This window comes from Shewanella oncorhynchi (genome assembly GCF_030848765.1).
Lineage (GTDB): Bacteria > Pseudomonadota > Gammaproteobacteria > Enterobacterales > Shewanellaceae > Shewanella > Shewanella oncorhynchi.
In genome coordinates this window covers 2,322,254-2,339,106 of record NZ_CP132914.1, presented here as the reverse complement: position 1 = coordinate 2,339,106, position 16,853 = coordinate 2,322,254, and the positions used below count along the sequence as shown (strand labels likewise).

Annotated in this window: 17 protein-coding genes; 4 read left to right on the top strand and 13 right to left on the bottom strand. The window is 45.5% G+C overall.

The genetic code is table 11. The features are described from left to right. Positions 1–124: 124 nt before the first annotated feature. Positions 125–751 carry a LysE family translocator gene (locus RA178_RS10605; RefSeq protein ID WP_306685317.1) on the bottom strand — a complete coding sequence of 209 codons (627 nt, stop codon included), beginning with the start codon at positions 749–751 and terminating at the stop codon, positions 125–127. A gap of 92 nt (positions 752–843) precedes the next feature. On the opposite strand from RA178_RS10605, the gene RA178_RS10600 reads away from it, so the two are divergent. Further along, a complete protein-coding gene (locus RA178_RS10600) occupies positions 844–2,202 on the top strand; it encodes an aminotransferase-like domain-containing protein (protein WP_306685316.1) in 1,359 nt (452 codons plus the stop codon). Between the two features lie 194 nt (positions 2,203–2,396). Here the strand turns inward: RA178_RS10600 and RA178_RS10595 are convergent, their stop codons facing one another. Continuing rightward, on the bottom strand, positions 2,397–4,271 hold the full coding sequence (locus RA178_RS10595) for a choice-of-anchor I family protein (RefSeq protein WP_306685315.1): 1,875 nt from the start codon (positions 4,269–4,271) through the stop codon (positions 2,397–2,399). A 452-nt stretch (positions 4,272–4,723) separates the two neighbouring features. Here RA178_RS10595 and RA178_RS10590 point away from each other — a divergent pair, with 452 nt between their 5' ends. The 3 genes from RA178_RS10590 to ilvN all read left to right on the top strand — a co-directional run bounded on the left by RA178_RS10590 (position 4,724) and on the right by ilvN (position 8,692). Continuing rightward, a complete protein-coding gene (locus tag RA178_RS10590; RefSeq protein ID WP_173244660.1) occupies positions 4,724–5,947 on the top strand; it encodes a multidrug effflux MFS transporter in 1,224 nt (407 codons plus the stop codon). Between the two features lie 532 nt (positions 5,948–6,479). After that, positions 6,480–8,198 (top strand): acetolactate synthase 3 large subunit, encoded by a 1,719-nt coding sequence (locus RA178_RS10585; RefSeq protein ID WP_105252618.1) that lies wholly within the window; start codon positions 6,480–6,482, stop codon positions 8,196–8,198. After that, complete coding sequence (gene ilvN / locus RA178_RS10580) at positions 8,198–8,692, top strand: acetolactate synthase small subunit (RefSeq protein WP_173244657.1); 495 nt, start codon at positions 8,198–8,200, stop codon at positions 8,690–8,692. The genes RA178_RS10585 and ilvN overlap by 1 nt, the downstream gene beginning before the upstream one ends. A gap of 100 nt (positions 8,693–8,792) precedes the next feature. Here ilvN and RA178_RS10575 read toward each other — a convergent pair whose 3' ends face one another. The 11 genes from RA178_RS10575 to RA178_RS10525 all read right to left on the bottom strand — a co-directional run bounded on the left by RA178_RS10575 (position 8,793) and on the right by RA178_RS10525 (position 16,778). Beyond that, on the bottom strand, positions 8,793–9,236 hold the full coding sequence (locus RA178_RS10575) for an Hsp20 family protein (RefSeq protein WP_028759822.1): 444 nt from the start codon (positions 9,234–9,236) through the stop codon (positions 8,793–8,795). Between the two features lie 363 nt (positions 9,237–9,599). Then, positions 9,600–10,031 (bottom strand): nucleoside-diphosphate kinase, encoded by a 432-nt coding sequence (ndk, locus tag RA178_RS10570; RefSeq protein WP_011789197.1) that lies wholly within the window; start codon positions 10,029–10,031, stop codon positions 9,600–9,602. 196 nt (positions 10,032–10,227) lie between these two features. Further along, positions 10,228–10,395, bottom strand: coding sequence for a hypothetical protein (locus RA178_RS10565; protein WP_081729028.1), 168 nt, complete (start codon positions 10,393–10,395; stop codon positions 10,228–10,230). Between the two features lie 217 nt (positions 10,396–10,612). Next, positions 10,613–10,810 (bottom strand): Fe-S cluster assembly protein IscX, encoded by a 198-nt coding sequence (gene iscX, locus RA178_RS10560; RefSeq protein WP_028759821.1) that lies wholly within the window; start codon positions 10,808–10,810, stop codon positions 10,613–10,615. Between the two features lie 113 nt (positions 10,811–10,923). After that, positions 10,924–11,829 (bottom strand): 30S ribosomal protein S6--L-glutamate ligase, encoded by a 906-nt coding sequence (gene rimK / locus RA178_RS10555; protein ID WP_006081851.1) that lies wholly within the window; start codon positions 11,827–11,829, stop codon positions 10,924–10,926. 157 nt (positions 11,830–11,986) lie between these two features. Continuing rightward, positions 11,987–12,325 carry an ISC system 2Fe-2S type ferredoxin gene (gene fdx, locus RA178_RS10550; protein WP_006081852.1) on the bottom strand — a complete coding sequence of 113 codons (339 nt, stop codon included), beginning with the start codon at positions 12,323–12,325 and terminating at the stop codon, positions 11,987–11,989. 8 nt (positions 12,326–12,333) lie between these two features. Further along, positions 12,334–14,196, bottom strand: coding sequence for a Fe-S protein assembly chaperone HscA (gene hscA, locus RA178_RS10545; RefSeq protein ID WP_306685314.1), 1,863 nt, complete (start codon positions 14,194–14,196; stop codon positions 12,334–12,336). Between the two features lie 67 nt (positions 14,197–14,263). After that, a complete protein-coding gene (gene hscB, locus RA178_RS10540) occupies positions 14,264–14,788 on the bottom strand; it encodes a co-chaperone HscB (RefSeq protein WP_113940596.1) in 525 nt (174 codons plus the stop codon). 16 nt (positions 14,789–14,804) lie between these two features. Then, positions 14,805–15,128: an iron-sulfur cluster assembly protein IscA gene (gene iscA, locus RA178_RS10535; protein ID WP_006081855.1), complete on the bottom strand. Its 324-nt coding sequence runs from the start codon at positions 15,126–15,128 to the stop codon at positions 14,805–14,807. 14 nt (positions 15,129–15,142) lie between these two features. After that, entirely contained in the window at positions 15,143–15,526 is a 384-nt protein-coding gene (gene iscU / locus RA178_RS10530) for a Fe-S cluster assembly scaffold IscU (protein ID WP_006081856.1), read from the bottom strand. A gap of 37 nt (positions 15,527–15,563) precedes the next feature. Then, complete coding sequence (locus RA178_RS10525; protein WP_113940595.1) at positions 15,564–16,778, bottom strand: IscS subfamily cysteine desulfurase; 1,215 nt, start codon at positions 16,776–16,778, stop codon at positions 15,564–15,566. Positions 16,779–16,853: the final 75 nt, after the last annotated feature.

Here is a 16,853-nt window from a genome sequence, read left to right as displayed (position 1 = left end):
GTTCAGCTAAAAGGTCATTACCTAAAAAGCCATCAATAGTATGTTGGTTATGGCATAAAGCCAATCATTACGCGAGTGTCTTCCTCAGAATTTTTATAGGGTTAGGCACTTAATTCAAGCCAAGCTAGCGTAATATCATAGGTAATGACACTAAGAGCAAGCTGCCCATAAACCAATTAAAATGGCGCTTACGTCTATCGGTATTGAGTTTCTTACTGATCGCGGCACCGACAAATACCCAAGTAAATGATGCAGGAAATCCCACTATGTTGAACATTAATACGCCAAGAAACGCACTCAACCAAAAGCCATCGCCACTTAATGTAAAAGCGCTACACAGGGTAATCGTCGACATCCAAGATTTAGGGTTAATCCATTGAAATAATGCAGCTTCAATGAGCGTCATAGGTTTTCGTCCATCATCCAAATGCGTGCTCTGCACTGGCGACGTCACTAATTTGTACGCGAGATACAGCAAATATGCTAAAGCGAAATATTTCAATACTTGGTGCAATACCGGTAATGCTTCAAACAAGGTACCGAGGCCGAATAATACCGCAAGATGTAAAGAGGTCGAACCCAAGCGGATCCCTGCAATATGTGGCACGGTACGCAGCACACCAAAATGCGCTCCAGAGCTAGCTAAGAGAATATTGTTCGGTCCGGGAGTCATTGTCATCGTCGCGCAAAACAGCGCGGTCGAGGCCATTAAAGTCCATAATTGTGGAGCATAAAGTAGTGCAGTATTCATATTCGCCTTAAATTGTATGCATACATTTGTTGACATAAAAAGATGCAATAAATAATATACGGAGAATATTAGAGATCAATGGATTTATTGTCATGGGTACAATCTGGACACCAGACCTAACGACTTTTTCAGGCCCGAAATATCAGCGCTTAGTCAGTGCCATAGAACAAGGCATTTCGCAGAAGGTGTTAACCCAAGGTAGTAAACTGCCACCGCAGCGCCGTTTAGCTGATGCCTTAGGCATCACTATTGGCACTGTGACCCGCGCCTATGCATTGGCGGAACAAAGAGGTTACGTCGAAGCACGAGTGGGAGATGGCACCTATGTCAACGCCTCCCCTGTACCTGAAATGGGTAACGTACAATTGAATATGGCGACCTGTCAGCAGCCACTCACAGATCAAATCAGCACCCTAAGCGATTGCCTCAGCCAATTAGCGAAAGACCCCACTAAATTGAGTCAGTTACTCGGTTATCGCGCCAGTCCATTAGATCAACACCAACAAGTGTTCCACCAATGGTTAAACCAACGCGGCATACAGCAAACGCCCGAGCAACTGGTCTTTACCCATGGCGGCCAGCAAGCCATTTTTGCCTGTTTGAGCGCATTTTTATCAACAGGCAATGTACTGTTACACGAGCAATACAGTTATCCAGGCGTGAGAATTTGTGCTAAACAGCTTGGCGTCACTAGCGTTGGTGTGCCCCTTACCCACGAAGGATTAGATCTGCCGCGCTTTGAAGCCCTATTACAGATCCACAACCCTAAATTAGTCTATCTCACACTGAATAATCAAAATCCCACTTGCATTCAGTACAGTGAATCACAGCGGCAGAAAATCCTTGAATTATCAGAGCAATATCAATTCTATATCATTGAAGATGACGTGAATTATTGTTTACCTGAAGAATGGCATTCACCCCTGTGGCAATTAGCAAAACAGCTGGCGATACCACGGGTGATTTATATTTCCAGCCTGTCAAAATTGTTTTCTGGCGGCTTAAGGCAAGGTTTTATTCTGGTTCCTGACCCCCTTATCGCCCAAGTGCGACTCGCTATTCATAGCCAATGCTGGATGGTGTCGCCGCTGAATATTGAAATAGCCTGTCAGTTGATAAAGAAAGGTCATATCACTGCAGAACGAGATACGCTCGTACGTCAACGCCAACGTCACTGTATCGCTATGGGCGAACGGCTGGGATTAACCCAAACTTGGCGAGGGTTAAACGGTTGGATACAACTGCCAGAAGATATCAAAGCCCATCATCTCGTTACCGCACTGGCCGCAAAAGGCATATTAGTCCGTAATGGTGATGACTTTAATTGCCATGATAATTTTATCCGCTTGAGCCTTGGTGGCGCCGAAAACGACACTCAATTTCAGCATGCAATTGAGTGTATCGAGGCAACGATTCACTCCCTCGTACAAAATGCCTATTCCGTAGTGTAAAGGCGCTTAAAGACCATTAAGCTCAGCCAATTTTCATGTGCCATTTCAGATGAAGTTAATTCACACAAAATGGCGAATTTTATAGAAGAGTGAATAAAAAAAGCGCCAGTAGCATGCATGCTACTGGCGCTGATGTTACTGACAAGCTTGATGAACTATCGGTGAGCCATTAGCTATAACTTACTAGTGCACCACTATTTAATCTTAAGTTGGTAAACACTCGTGGTGCCACTAACTTCATTGCCTATTATTAACAAAGGATTACCGTTAGGGCTTTTATCGGCACTGACAAATTTCATCCCTTCTGGTCCCAAATCACCCGCCAATGTTGCATCACCTTTGACTGCACCTGTAGCGGTATCGACAACGAAGTCAGCTTCAAAATCACGATTCACAACATAGTCGACAAAATGCACATCAAAAGGATTAGTCACGTCATAGATCATAAAGCCAGAGGTACGTTCTAAACCAACAAAGGCATATAGTCGTTGACCAATTTGGCCTAGGGCTAAAGCTTCTGGCTCTGGCCCCTTGTCATCGCTGCGACTATCACCTTTATTTTCTTCGTTGTTATTGTTGAACTTATCCCCCAGTAGTGCGGCGGTAATACGCTCAAAATCACTGCCACTGTCAAACACTTGCTGACCATCAGCATTCCAAATCGAGAATGAACGAGCACCAAAGCTCACGACTTTGTCGTAGTCGCCATCCTTATCATCGTCCCCCCTGCTCTTCGTTACCTTAAGACGCGCTAATTGGGTTTTATCTTTTGCGGCGGCAAATTGTGGGTGATTCGGGTCGAGCACTAAATCCCCTGCGCGGGCTTCTTCCGAAAAAGCCGCATAGTCACGGGAGTCACCTTCATTCGCAGTCACAATAAAGTCAGTGTTATTCCAACGGTAGCTAGCAAGGGTATCGGGTTGATACATGCCGTACACCCCTGTGTAGCTTTGCAAGTTAACAAGATTATCTTTGTCACTCGCATCAATTTTATTCACATCAAGCCCGTAATCTTTGAGGCCTAGCGGTAAAATCTTAGAGACTTTCGCATTGGCGATATCAATCACGGCAATAGCATTGTTCTCTTGTAAACTGACAAATGCACGGCGGTTATCTTGGCTAATGGCGATATATTCAGGTTCTAAATCCTGCGCCACACTCGCCATTGGGCCATTAATTTTAATGTCAGCGGTGATTTCACTTGCACGCGCACCGCCCTGATTAAACGCACTAAAATTTATGATGGTCGCAGTAGCTGCGGGCTTACCGTCAGTAATCGCAATCAACGCAACACTGCCTTCAGGATCTAAGGTATAAGCAGGATTAGGTTCGCCTTCATTGGCCACGAGTAAGGTTTTACCGTCGTGGGTGAACACCACATTATCGGGTAAAGCACCGACTTCGACGGCGCTGATAAACTGCGGAGCATCTGTGCCGTTAAGCTGATAAAAAGCTACAAAACCATTGGCTTGAGTTTTATTGCCTGCAGCGTCACCACGCTCAATGGCAGCCGCTAACAAGTTGCCTGAAATACTCACGCTGTTAACGCTACCCATAAAGGTTTGCCCCACATCCTTAGCAACATCGAGTTCTGCTAATTTTTCGAGATTATTCAATGCTAAAGGATCTGTGGCGTTTGATGCAGTCGCTAATAAGCTGCCATCGATAATATCGACTTTGCCGCTAATCGCATTGACCACAAAAATACGGTTAGATGCACTGTGATATTCAACGATTTCGGCGGCACTTAAGCCATAAACGCCAGTCTGATGACGACCAATTAACTCAGCTTTTAAGCTTGCAGTTTGTGGCTGGCAAACATATTGGGTTTGCGCGACTGCAATTTCACTGTTATCCAATTGTCCATTATGGTTGGCATCTAATCCGGTATCGATACGCTGACCACCGGCGGGACAATTTGCATCACCGATAGTTAATGCGGTCACTTTAACCAGTGAATTTAAGCCGTTGTCGCCTTTATCACCTACTGCGCCATCATCACCGCTGCAAGCACCGAGTAATAAGCTCGCCATAATGGCGGCTGCAAGCGGGAGTCGTTGTGTTTTCATCGTGTCATTCCTGAATATTTTATTTTTAGTAGGGTGAAGCTAAAGCCCACTAAATTAGTCAGCATAAAAGACACCTAGATGACAAAGCAGTGACACTCAGATGACAACTAACACTTTTGAATGAAGCATATTGGAGGATAACGGCTCGATCCGCCAAGGTTATGCCTTGATTATCGAGACTTGCTACTTAGTTACAATTTAATCGGTAAAATACGGTAAAGAAATCATCGCAAAGATTGGTTTATTTGCCCTAGCGCTTTACTATGCTATTGCTTAATGCCTTACCGTGAAAATTGATCGAAGCACAATTCACTTTTCCCCAAACACCGCCAATTAGCGCAAGATGCTGGCTAAAAATGGACGGATTAAAGTGAATTGTCCTAGTACAATTTAAACCACGCCGCATAACCCTGAGAAATACGCTTTCAATTCTTTCGCCACCCGAGGTAACAGTGGACCCACAATCACAACCTTCTGCCCATAACGGTAGACGTATACCGAATTTAGCACTGCTTATTCCCATGCTAGCGGCGATTGTCGCGATCACACCATTAGCCATCGACATGTACTTACCTGCGATGTCGACATTGGCCCTTAGTTTTCATACCGATATCACAACAGTGCAACAGTCCCTGAGTATCTACTTAGCAGGTTATGCACTGGGCATGTTGTGTTTTGGCCCCTTAGCTGACCGCATTGGCCGTCGCCCTATGGTGATAATGGGGCTGAGTGGCTTTATGCTAACCAGTTTACTGATTGGTTTTGCTGGTCAAGTCGAAGTCTTTCTTGGGCTACGCTTTTTGCAGGCCTTTATCGGCGCAGCAGCGACTGTGGTGGTACCGGGATACATCAAAGAAGTCTATGGCGACAATACCGCCAAAGGTATGTCTTACGTGAGTTTAATCATGATGTTAGCGCCATTATTGGCCCCTAGTATTGGCAGCGTGATCTTAGAACTCGGTGATTGGCATTTAATCTTCTTCATTCAATCTGCCTATGCCGCGACCCTGTTATTACTCGTGCTGTTTGCGCTAAAAATGCCCAGCGATAAAGATATGGATACTCGCAGCCAAAAATCGTTTCTTGGTGCCTATGCGACCGTATTTTCCCGACCTGGCGTTAAGTTAAACATTGCCAGCGGCGTGTTAACGTCTTTTGCGTTTTTCTGTTATCTCACCGCATCACCCTTCGTTTATATGGAAGTCTTTGCCTTAGATAAATCCTATTTTGCCATCTTATTTAGCACCAACGTTGGCGCCTTGATGTTGGCCAATATCATTAATACTCGCATTGTCGGCCGCTATGGTTCGCTGCGTATGTTGCACGTATCGACCTTTTTTGGCGCTATTGCGGGAGCTGGTTTATTAACCGTCAACCTACTGGATATGAGCTATCATTTTACCGTGATCATGCTTATTCCTTTGATGGGCAGCCTAGGGGTGATGTCGGTCAACGCCGATGCGATAGTACTGATGAAGTTCAAACAAGAAACCGGCACGGCAACGGCGGTTATTGGCACCTTAAGATTTGGCTGTGGCGCGTTAGCGGGGCCGTTATTAGCGGTGTTCTATGATGGCACAGCAGTGCCCTTCTCTGCCCTCATGTTAGGCTCTATTGTGTTAGTCGGTATTTGCCAATTCAATCGTCCAAAGCATCAAATACAGCCGACGGTTTAAGGATCTATTTTTAAGGGTCTATTTTTAAGGACCCATGGATACCAATGCCACATCGGCAACACATGTTTGATCGCGTGAAAACAGCGCATTGGCTTTCACTAATGTAGAAAATAAGTAATATTTAATCGCAACAGTTAAGTATCTGCTTATCTAACGTCCCACACCAAAACGGCACTTTTAGTGCCGTTTTTGCTTTTTAAGCATCTAATAATCTGAAAAATATAAAATAAGCTCATAAATCAGCCTAGATTACTTGGCGATTCCAGCAAGTTATCCAGCCATTCAAACGTGAAATTGTTTCAAGTTGGTTATTTTTTACATAAAAGGCTTGAAATGTTGTTTTTTTTGAATATGATGAAATTCTGTTCATTGCAACAGTTGCTGCATCCTAAGGATGAATCACTTGTCTTCTACGAAGTCAGTTCAGCATTTCGGAGTCTGAATTACCCTTCAGGCTTAATTTTTAAAGCGATTACCGTCGCTGTAACAAAATACTGTTTACCGTAACGGTACTATGCAATAGGAGTTCCACATGGAGATGTTATCCGGCGCCAGCATGATAGTGCGTTCTTTGATTGATGAAGGCGTAAAGCATATTTTCGGCTATCCTGGCGGTTCAGTTTTAGATATCTACGATGCCCTGCACGTTATCCCAGGTATTGAACACATACTCGTTCGCCACGAACAAGCCGCCGTACACATGGCCGATGGCTACGCCCGTGCCACGGGTAAAGTGGGTGTGGTATTAGTCACTTCAGGACCCGGTGCCACCAACGCGATTACCGGTATTGCCACCGCCTACATGGACTCTATTCCCCTCGTCGTATTATCGGGTCAAGTACCGAGCAACCTTATCGGTAATGACGCCTTCCAAGAATGCGATATGATCGGCATCTCTCGTCCAGTGGTCAAACATAGCTTTTTAGTTAAAGATCCCACTCAAATCCCTGAAACGATAAAAAAAGCCTTTTATATTGCCTCTACCGGCCGTCCTGGGCCTGTGGTCGTCGACCTGCCAAAAGATTGCTTAAACCCAGCGCTGCTGCACGAATATATTTATCCCGAAAGCGTGAAAATGCGCTCATACAACCCGACAACCTCGGGGCATAAAGGACAGATCCGTCGTGGACTACAGGCACTATTAGCGGCTAAAAAGCCTGTGCTCTATGTCGGTGGCGGCGCCATTATCTCAGGTTGTGATAAACAAATTTTACAATTAGCTGAGAGATTAAATATTCCCGTCGTCAGCACACTCATGGGACTCGGGGCTTTTCCAAGTACCCACAAAAACAGCCTAGGCATGTTAGGGATGCACGGTCGCTACGAAGCCAACATGACAATGCATAACTGCGATTTGATCTTCGGTATTGGTGTACGCTTCGACGATAGAACCACGAATAATGTGGAAAAATATTGCCCGAACGCGACCATTTTGCACATAGATATCGATCCCTCGTCTATTTCAAAAACTATCCACGTCGACATTCCCATCGTAGGGTCGGCCGACAGTATTTTAGACAGCATGTTGACACTGTTAGATGAATCGAACGAGCACAATGACAATGATGCCATCGCCACTTGGTGGAATGATATTGAGCAATGGCGCGGCCGCGATTGTCTGGCCTATGACAAAAACAGTGGTCGCATCAAACCACAGCAAGTGATTGAAACCTTGTATAAGCTGACCAATGGCGATGCCTATGTCGCCTCTGATGTTGGCCAGCACCAGATGTTTGCCGCCTTGTACTATCCGTTCGATAAGCCGCGCCGCTGGATCAACTCAGGGGGTCTAGGCACCATGGGATTTGGCCTACCCGCAGCGATGGGGGTTAAAATGGCGATGCCTGATGCCACGGTTGTCTGTGTCACGGGTGATGGTTCAATTCAGATGAACATCCAAGAGCTATCAACCGCACTGCAATATGATACGCCGGTTAAAATTATCAACTTAAACAATCGTTTCCTTGGCATGGTTAAACAATGGCAGGACATGATTTACTCTGGCCGTCACTCACATTCCTATATGGATTCAGTACCTAATTTTGCCAAAATTGCCGAGGCCTATGGCCATGTAGGTATGACGATAAGCGATCCCGCCGAACTTGAGTCAAAAATGGCAGAAGCGCTAGCGATGAAAGACAGGCTGGTCTTTATCGACATCATGGTGGATGAAACTGAGCACGTGTACCCCATGTTGATCCGCGGTGGGGCGATGAATGAAATGTGGCTGACTAAGACGGAGAAATGCTAATGCGTCGAATTATATCTGTATTATTAGAAAACCAATCCGGCGCCCTGTCTCGTGTGGTCGGTTTGTTTTCACAGCGCGGTTATAACATTGAAAGTTTAACGGTGGCGCCAACGGACGATATCACATTATCGAGGCTTAACATTACGGTCGTTGCCGATGAAATGGTGTTAGAGCAAATAGAGAAGCAGCTACATAAGTTAATCGATGTGTTAAAAGTCTCGAATATTACTGAGTCTGCTTATATTGAACGTGAGCTTGCCCTTATCAAGGTCCGTGCCCAAGGTGAATTTAGGGAAGAAGTAAAACGGATGGCGGATATTTTCCGCGGACAGATTGTCGATGTCACCGCCAATTTATATACCATCCAAATGGTCGGCACATCAGAGAAACTCGATGCGTTTATCAATGCCCTAGGTGAAGTGACTAAATTGGTTGAAGTCTCTCGCTCCGGCGTGGTGGGTTTGGCTCGCGGCGAAAAGGCCATGAAAGCGTAACTTTCTCACGGAAATCTCGCGGACATTTTTTGCGTGAACACAAAAACATCAAGGAGAGCATTATGCTCCCCTTGTTTTTAGGTGGTTACCACAGTGTCAATTATGACTGGCTGTCTAGCAAGCGCGATGAAGTGATCTCGATTTTACGTGGTTTCAACGCTTCAGGGATTTCACGCACTAAATCAATATTGAGTAAGCCATTTTCTAAACTTGCGCCGAGCACAGTGACATAGTCTGCCAGTTGGAAAGTACGCTCAAAACCGCGTTCCGCTATGCCTTGGTACAAGTATTTACGCTCGGTTTGGCTTTCAGCTTTATTGCCTTTCACCAGTAATTTCTCACCTTCACTGCTGATCTCAAGTTCATTCATTGAGAATCCGGCCACGGCCATAGTAATGCGATAGCGATTTTCGCCTAATAATTCAATGTTATATGGGGGATAGCCAGTATTGCCATTATTAGCGGCGGCATGTTCTGCCAACTGAGCTAAACGGTCAAAACCAATGGCACTACGGTACAGGGGAGCTAGATCATAATTACGCATATTCATATCCTTGTCTTAAGCAATATGGAGAATTGGCGGACGGTTTTCACGATGAAAACGCTTGCAGAGTCTGCCGAGTTAAATCTTCTGTCCTTACGGCACAGAATTCACACTAGGATCCTCATCGAGCGATCCTGAAATAGATATAAGGACGGGAGAGAAAATTTCAAGCAAGAAAATTAAAAAAAATGTGCAAAATTTAAAAAGACTAATAAAAACAAAATTTTATTAAGTTTTAACACTTTGAATTGACGTATGATTTGTATAAAGGGATTAGCGTCATTGCAATATGGAAATCTATATTCACTAAATTGCAGCCAATAAAAAAGGAGCCTAGGCTCCTTTTTTAGTCTTAGCATCGAATTAACGAGTGCGTGGACACAATTCTTCAGCGCTGAAGAAGTAAGCAATTTCACGAGCAGCAGATTCAACAGCATCTGAACCGTGAGCCGCGTTTTCGTCAATGCTTTCTGCGAAATCAGCACGGATAGTACCAGGAGCTGCTTGAGCAGGATTAGTTGCACCTAAAATTTCACGGTGAGCTAAAACAGCGTTTTCGCCTTCTAATACTTGGACCATGATTGGACCAGAAGTCATAAATGCAACCAGAGCACCGAAGAAACCGCGCTCGCTATGCTCAGCATAGAAACCTTCAGCTTGTTCTTTGGTCAGGTGTAACATTTTAGCTGCAACGATCTTAAGACCAGCAGTTTCAAAACGATTGTAGATAGCACCGATGTGGTTTTTTGCAACAGCATCTGGCTTGATAATAGAAAATGTGCGTTCGATCGCCATAACTAGCTTCCTTTGTCAGCAAGTTTAAAAAATTCGCGCGGATTATACGAAATTTAAAAGCTAAATCCTATCTTTATAGCAAATTAGTCTGAGATATTGCGCACATTCGCTTTATTCGTAATCAGTTTGATCACACAAAATACCCCACTAGGATAATAAAATCTTAGCAGGGCATGTTAACTCATTAATAATGGGATTATTTTTTGTTTTTTGCCCAAATACCAGCCCATGCAATCAAAGCGACTAAAATGACTGCGGGTGCAAGATCTAACAAGTGATGGAATAAACCGACACCGCCATGACCTGGATGAGCCCAAGCCATTGAAGGGACAAGCATACATAACAATACAAGCAAAAGTTTCATGTGAACATCCTTGCAGTTGCGATAATAAAGTTAAGCCAGATAAATGCCTTAACCAATATACAACAAATTACGATATCCACTGAAAATGAACTTGACTGTGATCAAACTCTCGCCAAATATTCTCTGCGCCACTGCAAATACGTGAGGTAAATCACCTTAGTTAATCTTCTGAAGGACAAGATGCCTCACATAAAAAGCCGTACTACAACTGTGCTCACTACTTTTCATCAATCCAACACTGCTGAATTGCTTCCAGTATTTTTTCATTGCAATGCTTAGGATCATCAGCAAAATCATTCAAAGCTAACACCCACTCATACAGTTGGGTGAAATGCAGTTGAGTAGGATTAACCTCTGGGTGTGCTTCGAGTAATTCCAACGCAATATCTAACGAATCTATCCAAGTTAATGTCATCGTTTTCCCCTATTCGGTTCGCTTGAATGGGTAAGCTAGTACTTAACGCCGTTACCCATAAGGAGGTGAATCAAGTGTTGATATTCCGTAGTCAATACTCGACACCAAGGGTGTTAACCCTGTGCTTGCGTCACCTTTTTTACTTTAATCGCATTTTTTTCAACAAAATCAATAATAGCACCCGCCACATCTTTCGTGGTGGCACCTTCAATCCCTTCAAGTCCAGGTGAGGAGTTCACTTCCATGATCACTGGACCATGGTTTGAGCGTAACAAATCAACCCCTGCCACATTCAATCCCATCGTCTTCGCCGCACGAATAGCCACAGAGCGCTCTTCAGGAGTTAGTTTGACTAGACTCGCCGTGCCACCACGGTGCAAATTAGAGCGGAACTCACCGGGCATAGCTTGACGTTTCATGGCGGCAATCACTTTATCGCCGAGCACGAAACAGCGAATGTCTGCGCCGTTGGCTTCTTTGATATATTCCTGCACCATGATGTTGGCTTTCAGGCCCATAAAGGCTTCAATCACGCTCTCAGCCGCTTTGCGGGTCTCGGCTAATACCACGCCAATGCCTTGGGTGCCTTCGAGTAATTTAATCACCAGAGGCGCGCCACCCACCATATCAATTAAGTCAGGAATATCACTCGGTTTATTGGCAAAACCGGTAATAGGCAAACCAATACCGCGGCGTGACATCAACTGCATAGAACGCAATTTGTCCCGTGAGCGGGAAATTCCAACTGAATCATTTAAGGCATAGACGCCCATCATCTCAAATTGGCGCAACACCGCCGAACCATAAAAGGTAATCGACGCCCCAATACGGGGGATCACGGCATCAAATGCAGGTAACTCTCGCCCGCCAATGTGGATACTCGATTGCCGCATATTGATATTCATATAACATTCAAGGGGATTGATTACGTGTACTTCATGACCACGTAATTGAGCCGCTTCAACGAGTCGCTTCGTTGAATATAACTCTGGCCCTTGCGATAAAATCGCTATTCTCATTTGGTCTCCGGCAACCATTAATTTTGAGCGCATAATACGCCTGCGCAAGGATAAATCAAACAACTAGAGGCATAGACAAGATTAGTTGCACAAATGCTCAACGCCAAAAGCAAAAAACCAGTCACGTGGACTGGTTTTAATCATTATCGAAGCAATATTAATTGCCTTCGCTAACCATGTTAACCGTGTATTTAGGGATCTCAATCACCATGTCAGTGTCGACCACTTTAGCCTGACAAGATAGACGGCTTTCGGGCTCGAGTCCCCATGCTTTGTCTAACATGTCATCTTCTAGCTCATCACTTGGCTCAAGATCATTAAAGCCTTCACGCACGATACAGTGACACGTCGTGCAAGCACAGGACTTTTCACAGGCATGCTCGATATTGATGCCATTACGCAGCGCAACATCGAGAATGGTCTCACCAACATTCGCCTCAAGCACAGCGCCATCAGGGCACAACTCGGCATGGGGAAGAAAGACTAATTGGGGCATTACATCACCTATATGTTGTCGATCGACTGGCCTTTGAATGCCACTCGAATAGAATTGTCCATACGTCTGGCAGCAAAATCTTGGGTTTGCTCATCCAGTTTTTCAATCGCGAGCTTAATCGCATCGGCATCATCGCCCGCGGCAACTTGCGCCACATTGGCCATAGTAGCATCGATCTGCCCACGCTCATCGGCATTCAGCAAATCGCCATCCTTCGCTAACGCGGCATGTAAAGACTCGAGTACCCTCGCCGCCTCCACTTGCTGCTCGGCCAGCATACGACGACCGATATCGTCTTTAGCATACTTCATCGAATCTTTCAGCATAGTGGCAATTTCAGTATCCGATAAACCAAAAGACGGCTTAACTTGAATACTAGACTGCACGCCGGTGGACTTCTCCATCGCCGTCACGCTAAGTAAACCATCGGCATCCACTTGGAAAATCACACGAATATGCGCAGCGCCAGCGGCTAACGGCGGAATACCTTTTAAGGTAAAACGCGCCAGTGAGCGGCAATCGGCAACGAGCTCACGCTCGCCCTGCACCACATGGAATGCCATGGCCGTTTGACCATCTTTAAAGGTGGTAAATTCCTGCGCCCGTGCAACCGGAATCGTGGTATTACGCGATACCACTTTTTCCACTAAGCCGCCCATGGTCTCTATGCCTAATGACAAAGGGATCACATCGAGCAATAACAAATCCGATTCGGGTTTGTTACCCACTAAAATGTCGGCTTGAATGGCCGCACCAATGGCGACAACACGATCGGGATCGATAGATGTCAGCGGTGGTTTACCGAAGAAAGCTTCGACCTGTTCACGCACTAATGGCACGCGCGTTGAACCGCCAACCATCACAGTTTCAAGCACTTCATCCGTCGTCACGCCCGCATCACGCAGGGTACGGCGACAGCTGGCAATGGTCTTTTTCACCAATGCCGCAATCATGGCATCAAATTCAGCTTTAGTAACGATTTGCGTCAGTTCAGTACCATCGGCAAGGATCACTTTTGCTTCAGTTTCTGCAGCATCCGTTAAGGCTTCTTTGACTCGACGCGATTCAATCAACAACTGACGGCTTAATTGTGAGTCGATGTCGCTAAGCTGCCACACTTGTTGCATATGTGCTTGCAGTAAATGATCGAAATCATCGCCGCCAAGCGCTGAATCACCACCAGTGGCTAACACTTCGAATACACCGCGATTCAAACGCAAAATAGAAATATCGAAAGTACCGCCGCCTAAATCATAGATGGCAATCACGCCCTCTTGCTTAGAATCTAAACCATAGGCAATCGCAGCAGCAGTCGGTTCATTCAACAAACGTAGCACTTTAACACCCAGCAAAGCTGCGGCATCTTTTGTGCCTTGGCGCTGGGCATCGTCGAAATACGCAGGCACAGTGATCACCACGCCTTGCAGTTCGCCGCCTAAGGTTTTTTCAGCGCGGGCGATCAGCGGACGTAAAATCTCCGCAGACACTTGCACGGGATTCACTTGGCCTTGGGGAGTCACAAATAAAGGTAAACCGTTTTCGCTTTCGGCAAACTCGTAGGGTAATGATTGCTCGCCAGCTTTAATATCCGCTAGGCTGCGGCCCATAAAACGCTTAACCGAAACGATCGTGTTTTGCGGATCCTGCGCCGAACTCAACGCAGCAAGCGCGCCGACTTCGACTGAATCTTGGGTATAACGCACGATAGAAGGTAATGAATGCTGTCCAAGTTCGTCCGGCAGGGTTGCCGTCTCTCCACTTCGAACGGCCGCCACCAAAGAATTGGTCGTACCTAAATCTATGCCAACGGCAAGTCTATGTTGGTGCGGCGCGGCACTTTGACCGGGCTCAGCTATCTGCAAAAGGGCCATATATATCCAACTTAGTAATGCCAACTCAAGCGTACTTGAGTCAGCAAAGTAACATAAACACGGAAAATCAATCTAACAGAGCGTCTTCGACTCTGGTCAACTCGTCGTGTAATTTTGCCATAAATTTGAGTTTGCGAACTTGATCCGCCGCTAACAATGCGTCTTCAGCCTGCTCACTGGTTAACAGTTGAGTCAATTGCTGAGTGAGTTGCGCGCGGTACTGCGCAAAAGATTGATATAGCTCGTCAATACTCGCTTGAGGATCGGCACTATCGCGTATATCTTCTAACGCCTCGCGCCATTCCATTTGCTGCATCAAGAAGCCAGTATCTTTCACTGTCGTGGTTTCATGGCTTAATTCAATTCCACGCAGCGACAACATATGCTCAGCGCGGCGAATGGGATCTTTTAAGGTTTGAAAACCATCATTGACTTGCGCCGTGCGCTGCACCGACAGCAATTTTTGCTGATCAGTATCATTGGCAAATTTATCGGGATGAACCGCCCGTTGCAGTTCGCGATAGCGTTCTGCAAGTAAGGCGGTATCAATATCGAAGGCAGGGGAAAATTTAAACAGCTCGAAATAATTCATGCGTCAACTTTAGCGGTTAAACAGTGAAACTTTCACCACAACCACACTCACCTTTTGCGTTAGGATTATTAAATTGGAAGCCTTCATTCAGCCCTTCTTTAACAAAATCCAGCTCGATCCCTTGAAGATAGATAAGGCTCTTGGCATCTATGATGATTTTCACATCTTCGATATCAAATACTTCATCGTCATCATTTAAAGAATCAACGAACTCAAGTACATAAGCCATACCAGAACAGCCTGATGTTCTTAAGCCGAGACGCAGGCCTACACCTTTGCCTCGGTTGACTAAGAAAGATCTGACACGATCGGCTGCCGCTGGGGTCATTGTAATCGCCATCTTAACTCCAGATGTTACTTAGCTTGTTTCGATTTGTACTCGTCGATAGCAGCTTTAATGGCATCTTCAGCCAAAATTGAACAGTGGATCTTCACTGGTGGCAATGCCAATTCTTCAGCGATATCCGTGTTTTTGATCGCCGCAGCTTGTTCGATAGTCTTGCCTTTAACCCACTCAGTTACCAGTGAGCTAGACGCAATCGCGCTACCACAACCGTAGGTTTTGAACTTAGCATCTTGAATGATGCCATCAGCACCAATTTTCAACTGAAGTTTCATCACGTCACCGCAAGCAGGCGCGCCTACCATACCGGTCACGACCGAAGGATCGTTTTTATCAAAAGAACCAACGTTACGTGGATTCTCATAATGATCTATCACTTTTTCACTGTAAGCCATGGTACTGCTCCAAAATTATCTATTGTAAAGGTCAGAATTAATGATGTGCCCACTGAACTTGGTTCAGGTCGATCCCATCTTTAAACATTTCCCACAAAGGAGACATTTCTCTTAATTTATCAATAGATTGAGTAATTACTTCGATAGCGTGATCGATTTCTTCTTCGGTTGTGAAACGGCCGATTGAGAAACGAATCGAGCTATGTGCCATTTCATCATTTAAGCCAAGTGCACGTAATACGTAACTAGGCTCTAGGCTGGCTGAGGTACAAGCCGAACCCGATGAAACCGCTAAATCTTTCAGTGCCATCATTAACGACTCACCTTCAACATAGTTGAAGCTGACGTTGAGGCTACCGCTAACACGCTCAATCGCATCACCATTGATATAGGTTTCTTCAATGTGCTTGATGCCATTCCATAATTTGTCACGTAATGCACCGATACGAGCATCATCAGAGGCCATTTCCGCTTTTGCGATTGCAGCAGCTTCACCTAAACCTACGATTTGATGCGTTGGTAACGTACCGCTGCGCATACCACGCTCATGACCACCACCGTGCATTTGCGCTTCTAAGCGAATGCGAGGCTTACGGCGAACATATAAGGCGCCGATACCTTTAGGACCATACATTTTGTGACCAGAAATCGAGATCAAATCCACTTTAGTGGCTTGCACATCGATAGGCACTTTGCCTGCACTTTGCGCCGCATCCATGTGGAAAATAATGCCCTTTGAACGGCATAGCTCACCGATTGCATCGATATCGTGGATAACACCGATTTCGTTGTTCACGTGCATGATGCTGACAAGGATAGTGTCGTCACGCATTGCCGCTTCTAAACGTTCCATTGGAATGATGCCGTTTGCAGCAGGCTCTAAGTAAGTCACTTCGAAACCTTCACGCTCTAATTGGCGACAAGTATCGAGAACCGCTTTATGTTCAGTCTTACTGGTGATGATGTGCTTGCCTTTCTTGTGATAGAAATGAGCAACACCTTTTATCGCTAAGTTGTTCGATTCCGTCGCGCCAGAGGTAAACACAATTTCGCGGTGATCGGCGTTAATTAACTCGGCAACTTGGTTGCGAGCAATATCCACCGCTTCTTCGGCTTGCCAGCCGTAGCGGTGTGAACGTGAGGCCGGATTACCAAAGATGCCGTCCATTGTCATGCATTGGAACATCTTTTCCGCGACTCTAGGATCAACAGGCGTGGTGGCGGCATAATCTAAATAGATAGGAAGCTTCATAACACACTCCGTACTGAGCAGTCTCTGGTAGAGGCTACATACAACGTACAAAAATTATTTTTATATATAACAAAG